The organism is Streptomyces sp. NPDC002669 (assembly GCF_042889165.1).
GTDB lineage: Bacteria > Actinomycetota > Actinomycetes > Streptomycetales > Streptomycetaceae > Streptomyces.
Genome location: NZ_JBIAQQ010000036.1, coordinates 58,575 through 69,692, shown reverse-complemented (window position 1 = coordinate 69,692; position 11,118 = coordinate 58,575). Strand labels below are relative to the sequence as shown.

The 11,118-nt window shown below is 73.4% G+C and carries 11 protein-coding genes; 6 read left to right on the top strand and 5 right to left on the bottom strand.

What is annotated here, in order from left to right; translation table 11 throughout:
- Window positions 1–281: 281 nt before the first annotated feature.
- The 6 genes from ACFYW1_RS35005 (at window position 282) to ACFYW1_RS34980 (ending at window position 5,411) form a co-directional block, all read left to right on the top strand.
- Window positions 282–809 (top strand): hypothetical protein, encoded by a 528-nt coding sequence (locus ACFYW1_RS35005; RefSeq protein WP_389002728.1) that lies wholly within the window; start codon window positions 282–284, stop codon window positions 807–809.
- Between the two features lie 274 nt (window positions 810–1,083).
- Entirely contained in the window at window positions 1,084–1,329 is a 246-nt protein-coding gene (locus ACFYW1_RS35000; RefSeq protein WP_389002725.1) for a hypothetical protein, read from the top strand.
- A 108-nt stretch (window positions 1,330–1,437) separates the two neighbouring features.
- Window positions 1,438–1,854 carry a hypothetical protein gene (locus ACFYW1_RS34995; RefSeq protein WP_389002722.1) on the top strand — a complete coding sequence of 139 codons (417 nt, stop codon included), beginning with the start codon at window positions 1,438–1,440 and terminating at the stop codon, window positions 1,852–1,854.
- Window positions 1,851–3,422 carry a phytoene desaturase family protein gene (gene crtI / locus ACFYW1_RS34990; RefSeq protein ID WP_389002719.1) on the top strand — a complete coding sequence of 524 codons (1,572 nt, stop codon included), beginning with the start codon at window positions 1,851–1,853 and terminating at the stop codon, window positions 3,420–3,422. Before ACFYW1_RS34995 ends, crtI begins: the two co-directional genes overlap by 4 nt.
- Complete coding sequence (locus ACFYW1_RS34985; protein ID WP_389002716.1) at window positions 3,409–4,404, top strand: phytoene/squalene synthase family protein; 996 nt, start codon at window positions 3,409–3,411, stop codon at window positions 4,402–4,404. The genes crtI and ACFYW1_RS34985 overlap by 14 nt, the downstream gene beginning before the upstream one ends.
- Window positions 4,401–5,411, top strand: a complete 1,011-nt coding sequence (locus ACFYW1_RS34980; protein WP_389002713.1) for a DUF5914 domain-containing protein — start codon at window positions 4,401–4,403, stop codon at window positions 5,409–5,411. The genes ACFYW1_RS34985 and ACFYW1_RS34980 overlap by 4 nt, the downstream gene beginning before the upstream one ends.
- A 4-nt stretch (window positions 5,412–5,415) precedes the next feature.
- Here the strand turns inward: ACFYW1_RS34980 and ACFYW1_RS34975 are convergent, their stop codons facing one another.
- The 5 genes from ACFYW1_RS34975 to ACFYW1_RS34955 all read right to left on the bottom strand — a co-directional run bounded on the left by ACFYW1_RS34975 (window position 5,416) and on the right by ACFYW1_RS34955 (window position 10,985).
- Window positions 5,416–6,984: an FAD-dependent oxidoreductase gene (locus ACFYW1_RS34975; protein WP_389002710.1), complete on the bottom strand. Its 1,569-nt coding sequence runs from the start codon at window positions 6,982–6,984 to the stop codon at window positions 5,416–5,418.
- Entirely contained in the window at window positions 6,981–7,727 is a 747-nt protein-coding gene (locus tag ACFYW1_RS34970; protein ID WP_389002707.1) for a methyltransferase domain-containing protein, read from the bottom strand. The genes ACFYW1_RS34975 and ACFYW1_RS34970 overlap by 4 nt, the downstream gene beginning before the upstream one ends.
- On the bottom strand, window positions 7,724–8,938 hold the full coding sequence (locus ACFYW1_RS34965) for a lycopene cyclase family protein (RefSeq protein WP_389002704.1): 1,215 nt from the start codon (window positions 8,936–8,938) through the stop codon (window positions 7,724–7,726). Before ACFYW1_RS34965 ends, ACFYW1_RS34970 begins: the two co-directional genes overlap by 4 nt.
- Entirely contained in the window at window positions 8,935–9,636 is a 702-nt protein-coding gene (locus ACFYW1_RS34960) for an SDR family NAD(P)-dependent oxidoreductase (protein ID WP_389002701.1), read from the bottom strand. The genes ACFYW1_RS34965 and ACFYW1_RS34960 overlap by 4 nt, the downstream gene beginning before the upstream one ends.
- Before the next feature lie 104 nt (window positions 9,637–9,740).
- Complete coding sequence (locus ACFYW1_RS34955; RefSeq protein ID WP_389002698.1) at window positions 9,741–10,985, bottom strand: NAD(P)/FAD-dependent oxidoreductase; 1,245 nt, start codon at window positions 10,983–10,985, stop codon at window positions 9,741–9,743.
- Window positions 10,986–11,118: the final 133 nt, after the last annotated feature.

The window sequence follows — 11,118 nt, the reverse complement described above, 5'->3', positions numbered from 1 at the left end:
GATACGCGCCGACCTCCATCTCGGTCTGCTTCAACTCGCCTGCAGCATCATTTGCTTGAGACGACTCCGGACTTCATTCTGAAACGATCAGTAAGCTCTGCTTGGCGTCTTGCTGTCCCGGGGAGGCAAGTGTGACAGGTGGATTACGGTACGCGGCTTCCGTCGCTGCGGTATTGCTGACATTAGCGGGCTGCTCGCCTTCGACGTCGCCCAGCGACGACACATCGGGGAATGCCTCCAGGAGTACCTCTCCCCGAACTGACGAGCCGTCAGAAAATGAGGTGTCGAAGACGAAACAGAGCATCCTGGAACCTCCCACCTGCAAAGAGGTCTCCCGGTTCGGCGATCGGGTCACGGCCGAGTACACCAGCACTCACGTGGGCACCTATCCCGCCGAAGTGGGATATCGCGAGAAGACCGATGTCCTGGGCCAGGTCGCCCACACTTCCCATCGCGCACTGATGGACGGAAGCGAATCGCACAGCACCAAGCAATTGGACGAACCGGTCTTCGGCGCAACCATCAGCTACCGGATCGAGAGCTGCGAAAAACGTGTAGCTTCCCTCTACCTCGGAACGGATGCCCGTTTCACCCGTTCCGTCGATGCCCGGCCCACCACACTCAAGGCATGCCGCGAGGCTCCCGGCCCGGTGATCACGGACTTCTCCATCCAGAAGCTGCTGGGCAAGAAATTCTGCTTCCCCACCACGGAGGGAGCCTTCTACTTCGCCGTGGAAGCACACGGCGAGCCCAACAGCAACGGCGCTCCCGCAATCGCGTTCACCGGTGTGGAGTACATCAGCCCCTGACCGGAAAACTTGGCGGGCAGGGGGCGTGGTGAGGAAGGAACCGGTCTCGGCACTTTCCTGCTGATGATCGAGGCGCGCTCCGTCCTCCGCAGGCGTCGATTCCACCGGGCCGAGGCCCACCTCGTGCTGTCCGCGCGGAGGGCTACCCGCGCTCCAACGAGCTTCGGCGCACCGCCCCGCTGCCCGGCTGGTGGAAGGCCCCGGACGCGGGCGCCGTCCGGGTCGACTGCCGACGACCAGGCCCTGAACGTGGGGCGGCGCCCGGGTGAACCGCATGAGCGGCGCGTGCGTCCCGTGCGTCTACCGGCCGGGCGACCCCACCGGCGAGCACGCGTGCCCGTACGCCGCCGACCGCTGGGCCTTCCTCGACCGGCACCGGGACCCGTTGGCCGGCAACCGGCGCGTCGCCCGGCCCGCGCGGCCGTGGGACCGGCTCACCGACCTCGCGGACGTGCGCGGACAGGAACGCGCGGGGCGACGCACCACCATGGGATCCCCCCCTGTTGCGCCGCTGAGGTGAGCTCGGTCTGCGTCGGGTGCCGGACGGGCAAGGAATCAGTGCGTCCGTGCCAGGACAGTCGGCGGAAACGGTGCCGTGCGGATAACCAAGAGCGAGAAGGGGTTGTGCATGCCTGGACACCCGCCGACGGCGGCCCCACCGGCCGAACTCGTCGACGACCCTCTCACCGCGATCGACGCAGCGGACGCCGTCGGGGCAGTCCTGGAGCAGGCGCTCGACGAACGACTGCGTCACTCCCGTGCCGTCGCCGTCCGGCTCGCCGACGCCGCCGGTGATCACCGGGCCGCCACGGCGCCGGCTCCGGACGCGGGCCCGAAGTCCGAGAAGGCCGTCCGGCGGGTACGGGCCGCTCTGCAGCGCACCGGCGCCCGGGACCTGGTGGGGGCGAAGATCGGGAAGCTGACCGGCATGAGCCTCGCGCACTTCGAGCGCGCCGACGCACGCCCTGCGGTGCGGCACGAGTTCGCCGCGCCGGTCCCGCGCGCGACGGGCGCGGCCCGGCGCCGTGCCGAGGAGGACGCGTGAAGAGGGTGCCGGGGCCGACCGACCACGTCGTCGTGGTGGGTGCCGGGCTGTCCGGGCTGGCCTGTGCCCTGCACCTGCTGGGTGCGGGCCGCCGGGTCACCGTCGTCGAACGGGACGCCCACCCCGGCGGCCGGGCCGGCCGGGTGCGACTGGGCGGCTACGAGCTGGACACCGGCCCCACGGTGCTGACCATGCCGCACCTGGCCGACGAGGCGTTCGCCGCCGTCGGGGACAGCCTCCACCGGCGCGTCGGGCTGACGGCTCTGGACCCGGCCTACCGGGCGTGCTTCGCGGACGGTTCCTCGCTCGACGTGCACACCGACGGCGAGACGATGGAGGCGGAGGTACGGCGCTTCGCCGGACCGGCGCAGGCGGCCGGATACCGCGACCTGCGGCAGTGGCTGGAACGTCTGTACCGGGTCCAGATGCGCCGTTTCATCGACACGAACTTCGACTCGCCCTTTCAACTGCTGCACCCGGATCTGGCCCGGCTGGTGGCGCTGGGCGGTTTCGGGCGGCTGGACGGCCGCATCGGCCGCTTCCTCTCCGACGAGCGCCTGCGCCGGGTCTTCTCCTTCCAGGCCCTGTACGCCGGGGTGGCCCCGGCCCGGGCACTCGCGGCCTATGCCGTGATCGCTTACATGGACACCGTGGCCGGCGTCTGGTTCCCCAGGGGCGGAATGCACGCACTCCCCCGCGCCATGGCCGACGCGGCGGCGGAAGCCGGTGCCGATCTGCGCTGGACTGCCGAAGTGCGCACGCTGGAGCGCTCCGCGCACCGAGTACGGGCCGTCCGCCTGGCCTCCGGCGAGCGCATCCCCTGCGACGCGGTGGTTCTCACGTGCGAACTCCCCGCCGCCTACGGGTTGCTGGGGCGGGCGCCCCGGCGGCCGGCACGGCTGCGTCACTCACCGTCCGCCGTGATCCTGCACGCGGGAACCGACCGCACCTGGCCGCACCTCGCCCACCACACCATCTCCTTCGGCGCCGCGTGGCAGCGCACCTTCGACGAGCTGACCCGCACGGGCGAGCTGATGAGCGACCCCTCTCTGCTCATCACCCGCCCGACCGCACACGATCCCGCCCTGGCACCGCCGGGACGCCACCTCCACTACGTCCTCGCCCCCTGTCCGAACACAACGGTCGGTCCCACGGCCGCCGCGTGGCGGGGCCTCGGCCCGCGCTACCGCGACCGCCTGGTGGATGAACTGGAGCGCCGGGGCCTGGACGGGTTCGCGGACAGCATCCAGGAAGAGCTTCTGGTGACACCGCTCGACTGGGCGAGGCAGGGCCACGCCGCCGGCAGCCCCTTCTCCGTCTCCCACACCTTCGCCCAGACCGGACCGTTCCGCCCGCGCAACCTCGTGCGTGGGCTGGACAACGTGGTGCTCGGCGGCTGCGGTACCACTCCGGGCGTCGGCGTACCGACCGTACTCATCAGTGGCAAACTCGCCGCCATGCGCGTCACCGGCGGCACCGGTACCCGGCCCGCGCGGACCGCGCCGTCCTCGACCGCGACCGACGCGTCCCTCGTTCCGGACCCGGCAGGTACTGATGTCCCGTCGTGAACTGGACGCCGCCGGTATCACCGATCCCGCACTGCGCGCCGCCTATACCCACTGCCGACGACTCAACGCCCGCCACGGCAGGACCTACTTCCTGGCCACCCGCCTGCTGCCCCTCGAACGCCGCTCGGCCGTGCACGCCCTGTACGGCTTCGCCCGCTGGGCGGACGACATCGTGGACGACCACGACCGCCATCGCGCGCCCGAGGAGCGCGACCGGCTGCTGCGGCGCCTGGAGAACGACCTGGCCGCCGGGCTGCGCGCCGGAGCGGGCCACGAACCGGTGGTCCGGGCCGTCGCGGACACCGCCGACCGCTACGACATCGACCACGCCCTCTTCGCCGACTTCCTGTCCTCGATACGGGCCGACCTGACCGTCACCCACTACCCCACCTACGCCGATCTGCAGGGGTACGTGCACGGTTCGGCAGCGGTGATCGGGCTGCAGATGCTGCCGGTCCTGGGTACGGTCACGGCCCGGGAGGAGGCTGCGCCGCACGCGGCGGCGCTCGGTGTGGCGTTTCAGCTCACCAACTTCCTGCGCGACGTGGGTGAGGACCTCGACCGGGGCCGCGTCTACCTTCCCGGTGATCTGCTGGCCGCGCACGGCGTGGACCGGCCCCTGCTGGAGTGGAGCCGGCGCACCGGGCGGCACGATCCTCGGATCCGCGCGGCTCTCGTCGCGGCGGAGGCCATGACGCGGGGCGTGTACCGGACGGCGGAGCCGGGCATCGCGATGCTCGATCCGCGGGTGCGCCCCTGCATCCGTGCCGCGTCCACCCTCTACGGCGGGATTCTCGACGCGATCGCCGAGCAGGACTACACCGTGCTGCATCGCCGTGCGGTGGTGTCGCGTCGGCGTCGGGCGGCAACGGCCGCGGCCGGTGCACTGCGCGTGGCCGGTGCCCGGTGGCTCGCTCGCGCCGCACACCGAGCGGCCCCGGCGAGTGGTCCGGCAGCCGGGTGGAAGGGGCCGGTGCGGTGAGCGGTCGAAGGGACGGCAAGCGCTGGTCGCCGCCGTTGCGGCGGCGGAGGACCGGCCCGGACTGGGCGGCGCAGCAACCGACTTGGCACCAGGCACGACCGGCGCTCGTCGCCGACGCCCTCGAGCGGGCGTCCGCCCGTCCGTCCGGAAACTGGTTCGTGGTCGGTGCCTCCCGGAACGTGCGCGCGGACGATCGCCCGTGCGGCCGGACGGTCGGTGGCGTGGAGGTCGTGCTGTGGCGCTCGGAGGACGGCGAGCCCCATGCCGGTCCGGGCGTCTGCCCGCACCTGGGCGCTCCGCTGCGGGACGGCCGGGTGGTGTGCGGCACGCTGGTCTGCCACTGGCACGGGCTCGCCCTGGACGGTTCCCCGTCCGTCGGCTGGCAGCCGTTTCCCGTGCACGACGACGGCGTACTCGTCTGGGTGCGGCTGGACGCGGTGGGGGGCGAGGAGCCCACCGAGCGGCCTGTCGTGCCCGCTCGACCGGCGGGGGGCCGCGGGGTGGACGCGGTGTTCACGGCGGTGGGACGGTGCGAACCGCAGGACGTGGTGGCCAACCGGCTCGATCCGTGGCACGGCTCGTGGTTCCACCCGTACTCGTTCGTCGACCTGGCGGTGGTACGGGAGCCGCGGGGCGCCGAGGACGACGCCTTCGTCGTCGATGTCTCCTTCCGGGTGGCCGGGCGGCTCGTGGTTCCGGTACGGGCCGAGTTCACGGCGCCGGAGCCGCGCACGGTCGTCATGCGCATCACCGACGGCGAGGGCGCCACGTCCGTGGTCGAGACACACGCGACGCCGCTGACCGGGCCCGGTCACGAACGTCCGCGCACCGCCGTGGTCGAGGCGGTCGTCGCCGTGTCGGACCGCCCCGGCTTCGCCCTGGCGCGGGCCGCCGCCCCCGTGCTGCGCCCGCTGATGCGCCGTACGGCCGGCCGCCTGTGGCGCGACGACCTGGCCTATGCCGAACGGCGCTGGACGCTGCGCAGCACCGGGCGGTTCCCCGGCTGACCGGTCAGCGGGGCGGACGGCGCCCCGTGACGGCTCCGAGGGCCCGGAGCAGGGGTGAACGGCCCGCCCGGGGCACCGTCCACAGGACCTGGCCACGCACCCCCCGGTCGGCGAGCAGGGCGTTCGCGGCCAGGAAGCCCGTGGTGGCGGCCCGCTCCATGAGGGCGACGGGCAGGTCGCAGCGGATTCCGTCGCCGGCCAGGGTCAGCCACGGATGGGGGGTGCGCACGGTGGGTCGCCGGCGGTGGGAGCCGACCCCGAAGAGCGGGCAGTCCGAGCGCCACTCGTGCCGGGCGTCGACGACGCACGCCTCGCGGGTCTCCGGATACACCTGATGCAGCCGGTCGACGAGCATGTCCTGCACTTCCTTCGGTTCGGCCGCCGGGTCCACGGCGTAGGCGTGCAGTTCCACGACCGAGCCCCCGGTCCGTGCGGCCCGGCGAGCGGCCTCGCCCTCGTACCGCTCCAGGACGCTGATGTTGTCGAGCCCGCCGTAGCCGCTGGTGCCGAGGAATCCGGGCCGGTCGGCGCGGACCGGCCGGTCGAGCCAGAGCCGGGAGACGAGGAACGGCGGTGCGGTGCGCAGGGCCGCGACGTCCTCGCGCCAGTCGGACGTGCCGAGGCCGGGTGACGCGCCGACGATCCGGCGCAGGCTCCCGGGGTCGAGGGCGAGCACCACGGCTTGGTGGCGACCGGTGCCGGTGTCGGTGTGCACGTGCGCTCCGCCGTTGCCGAGGGGGAGCACCCCGTGGACGGGGGTGCCGGTGCGGATGTCCGCCCCGAGGCGCTGGAGGTAGTCGCCGAGCGGGTCCCAGAGCGCCCGGGGGAAGGGTTCGCCCGGTACGTCGAAGAGCAGTCCCTCGGCCGATCCGAGGAAGTAGATGTGGAACATCAGCAGCAGTTCGGCGGCGGACAGTTCGCACGGGTCGGCGAAGAAGCTGCGTGAGAACACCTCGAACGCCAGGTGGTGCGCGGCTTCCGGGAAACCCACGCCGTTCAGGAAACCGGTTGCGGTGACCTCGTCGAAGCGTTCGTACACCTCGGGCACCCGCACGTCGAGCAGCGGCAGGGCCGCCCGGGCGTCCATGGCGGCGAGGTCCCGCCAGCCGAAGCTCGGGCTGAGGGCGACGAAACCGAGCGCGCTGAAGGGCGGCGTTCTCGGGACCCGGGCGAAGCTGTCGGTCAGGCCGCCGCTGTGCCGCAGGGGGTAGTCGGGCAGCGGCGTGAGCCGCGAAAGGGCGGGGTCGGTACGACGGAGGAGCCCGCGCAGGTTGTAGTACTGGCGGAAGAAGGCGTGGAACCCGCGGGTCATGGTCGCGGAGGAGCCGTCCGCCAGTCCGGTGGGCCGACCGGAGAGCCGGCCGCCCAGGACGTCCTCTTTCTCGTACAGGGTCACGCGGGCACCCCGCTCGGCCAGCAGGGTGGCCGCGGCGAGGCCGGCGATCCCGCCGCCGATCACCGCGACGGACGGCTCGTCGCCGCGCTGGAACCGGTCCCTGCCGGGTGGCGGCGCCAGAACCTCGGCCTTGCGGTCGCGGCCTCGTCGGGCGGCAGTGGTACGGCGGGCCGTCACCGGACCCGCTCCCTTGCCGTGGTCGGGCGTGCCGGGCCCGGGCCGTTGCGGGCGAGGAAGGTGTGCACGAGGCCCGTCTGCCATCCGGCGACCGGGGCCACGCGCACTCCGGTCAGGCCGGCTCGCGTCAGCCGGTCGGCGAAGGCGGGGGCGGTGTCGAAGGCGATGACGCTGTGCCAGAGGTGGCGGTACAGGGCCCGGTCGCCGGTGAGCGTGCCCGCCGGGATGACGACGCCGTGGCACACCGCCGTCCACAACGCCCGGTGCAGCCGCCGGCCGCTCAGGGTGTACTCGTGGGCGCCGATACGCCCGCCCGGCCGCAGCAGGGCCCGGAAGCTGCCCAGGACCGCGTCCGGGTCGGTGACGTTGCGGAACAAGTAGGCGGCGAAGACCGCGTCGAAGGGGCCCTCGCCGGCCGCCGTGACCTCCTCGGCGGTCAGGTGCAGGAACCGCACGCGTGCGGGCCACGGCTTGGCCCGGGCGCGGCGCAGCATGGCCGCCGACGCGTCCACAGCCGTGATCCGGGCCCGGGGCGCGGCCCTGAGCAGGGCCCGGGTGGAGGCGCCGGTACCGCAGCCGAGGTCGAGAACGTGCAGTCCGGCGCCGCCGTCGGGGAGCCGGAGCCGGCGGGCCGAGCGCAGGAGGTCGGTGTGGTGGCCGGGGTTGAGAGAGGTGAGGATGTCGTAGGTGCGGGCGGCGTGGTCGAAGGCGCGGGCCAGGTCGTGCTCGCGCAGGAGGCTCATCGGTGGTTGTCTCCGGTTCTTGCGAAGGGCTGAAGGCGTCGGGTCACGAAGGGCAGTTCGGCGGCCGTGCGAAGCATCGGCAGGACAGGGGTGCGCAGCCCGATGCCCCACTCCTCCCGCAGGGAGGTGGCGCCGTCGAGGAAGCGCAACAGGCGTTCCGCCGGGACCCGGCGGAACAGGTCGGTGAAGAAGCGCGGGCCGTCGATGCGCCCGGTGTCCAGGGCACGCAGCAGGACCGCGTCCATGGCCGAGGCCCTCCGCCCGTGGGGGGCGGGGACGGTGGTGCGCCCGTGGCGCAGGGCGGCGGCGATGGCCCTGCTCTGTCGCTGTACCGCCGCGAAGGTGTAGCCGGTGGCCGCCCGAGTGGCGCCCCCCGCGGTTCCGACACGGAAGTGGGCGGGACCGGCCCGACGCGGAAAGCGGGCGTCGGTCATGGGAATGATCCCCTGCTCAGCCCGCTCCACGGTGAGCGCGCCGAGTTCGAGGACGTCCCGGCAGTAGTGGCCGAGAGCCGATTCGTACGCCTCGGTGGTCAGCGCGTTGCCGGAGAACTCGGTGTATTCCACGAGCGCCCGGTTCGGCGCCAGCGGCAGGACGTAGCCGAAGGCCAGTCCGTGCGCCGGCTGAGGGACCCGGAAGTCCATCAGGTCCGCGACCGAGGGGTCGAACCGGTCGGTGCCGGTACGTACGAACCAGCCGCGGAAGTGCTGCAGCAGTTGCGTGCGCGCCGGTGGGAGGGCGGGCAGCGGCCGCGAGTCGAACACCCGCCGGGCGCGCAGCGTCACGGTCCGTCCCCCGGGCAGCGTGCACCGGACCTCCGCACCTTCGGGCACACCGCGCACCGATTCCACCGTCGCGCGCAGGAGACGCCCGCCGTCCGAGCGGGCCAGGCAGCCGTGGACCAGCCGCTCGAAGTCGGCGGAGCGCACCATGCGGTAGGTGAACGGGGCAGGTCCGACGACGAGCGGCCGGCGGTCGGCGCCGTGCAGACGCAGCACGGACCAGGACGCGCTGACCGCCTCTTCCAGGCCGTCGACGCCCGCGGCCCAGTAGCACCAGGTCCGTTCCGCGGGGCGGAGCGGACCGTCCGGCGGCTCGACCACGGTCACAGCGGCGGCGCCGTTCTCCGTCAGCCGGTGGGCGAGGCTGAGACCGGCCGCACCGCCGCCGATGACGATCACGTCGGATTCCTCGGCGGAGCGGGGGGTCACCCGGCCCGCCGTTCGGCGACGGGGCTTTTGCCGGGGCCCGGGTGCGGCGGCCCGAAGCCGTCCTCCGGCGCGTCCGCGACGGCGCCGGCGGCGTGACGGGGGTCGCCGCCCTCCGGCGGCGGGGCGGTGCCTGCCACGGGGCGAGTGGCGAAGCCCGTGCCGAGGTGCCCCGGCCGGTTCTCCGGTACCGCGGCACCGGCGCTCCGTGCTTCGGGGCGGACGGCTTCCGGCCATGCGGCGGGCGCGGCTCGGGAGGCGCTGCGGTCGGTCATTCGGGGTTGCGGGCGCTCGACGGCCACGCCGGTGAGGGCGGCGATCGCCGCACCGCGTCGCGGGTTGCCGAGCGCGGCGCGGAAGAACACGGCGGGCGCGAGGTGGTCGGCCGTCATCAGGTGCTCCGCGGCCTCGTCACCGATCTCCTCGGCCGCTCCGAAGGCCACCACCCCGAACGCGACGACGGTGCCCGGCCCTTGAAGGGCTGCCGCTTCATGCATGGCCCGGACGCACGACCCGGGACCGTGGGCTTCGAAGCCGGTGGCCGGGGCACCGGAATACGCCCGCGCGGTACGGGCCGGGCGGCCGCGGTCGCGTCCGGCGGAGGCCGGGCGGGCGCCCGGGCCGGCCGGTTCGGCGGCGATCGCACCGCCCAGCACTCCCGTGGCACCGGACACCAGGACACGGCCACCGCTCGGTTCCACGCTTCACCCCTCGATACGACCAACGAGTTCATCCGATCGTCACCGCTTCGCGTCCAGGGCCGTCCGCGGATGCGGCCGGACGCCGTTCCCACCCCGGCGTCACCTCATTGCCCCCGGTCGGCGGCCACCTCGCGCGCGGCGCGCGCGCCCGACGCCATGGCGCCCTGCACCGATCCGGTCGCCCGGTGGTCCCCGCACACGTACCTGCCCGGGCGAAGGCGGGTGGTGCGGCTCAGCGGCCAGGGGGGAAGCATCGCGGGCAGCGCGCCCTCGACCGTGCGGGCGGCGATCTGCTGCCAGCCGCTCGTGTCGGTGCCGTACAGCTCGGCCAGACGGCACAGCACCGCCTGCGCCCTGCCGGGGAGGTCGGTTCCCAGTACGGAGGTGGAGATCAGCGCAGCGCCGCGGGGCGCGTACGTGGGAGCGACTTCGCTGAGTACGCAGGTGTTCAGGATCGCTCCGGTGCTGTCCACCATCAGCGTCGGTTCGGCCATCGGTGTCCTGCCGATGGCGTGGTAATAGGTGGTGACGGTGCGTGTGTCCGGTACGGTCAGGCCCGGCAGCAGGCGGGTGGCGGTCGCCGGGTCCGTCGCCACCACGACCGTGCGGCCCGGCACCTCGCTCCCGTCCTCCAGGAGCACTCCGGTGTCGGTGACCTCGGCGACGGGAGTCCCGAGCCGCAGTACGCCGTCGGGCAGGCCGTCGGCGAGTTGGGCCGGGACGGCGCCGATGCCCTGCGCCGGCAGGCACAGGGTCCCTCGGACCATGCTCCGCCAGACCAGGTGGAAGAAGCGTGCGGAGGTCTCCAGCCGGTCCTCCAGGAAGACGCCGGACAGGAACGGCCGCAGGATGTCGGCGACTGCGGCGTCCGACACTCCCGCCCGCGCCAGGGCCGCCGAGGTGGAACCGTCTTCGCGCCGTCCGGCGACGGAAGCGGGCAGAACGGCGTCCCGCGCGGTGAGAGCCGCCAGCGCGGCCAGATCACGCGGCGAGACGACCCGCCCCGTCAGCAGAGCCCCCGCCGCACCGCGCTCCCTCGTCGGGTCGGCGAGGCGTACCGGCCCCTTCGACGTGTGCGCGACGACGCCCGCGGTGAACGGCCGCAGCCGCAGGCCCCTCAGATCCATACGCCGCTTCACCTGCGGATACGAGGTGTTGAACACCTGGAAACCACGATCCAGCAGGAACCCGTCCCGCCGGTCCGTGCGCATGCGGCCGCCCACACCGTCGGACGCCTCCAGCAAAATCACCCGCCATCCAGTACGGCACAGGTCCAGCGCGCACACCAGGCCGGCCAGGCCCGCACCGACGACGACCACGTCCGGTGCCCGACGATGTTCCTCGCTCATGCTTCTCCTCGGTCGACGCCGTACCCCTGGCACCCGCACATCACGGCCGTCCGCTCGGCCCCATCCTCGGCCGGTACCACTGAATCCGTGGGCACAGCCCGTGCCGAAGCGTGACGCGAAAGCAACGCTCGCC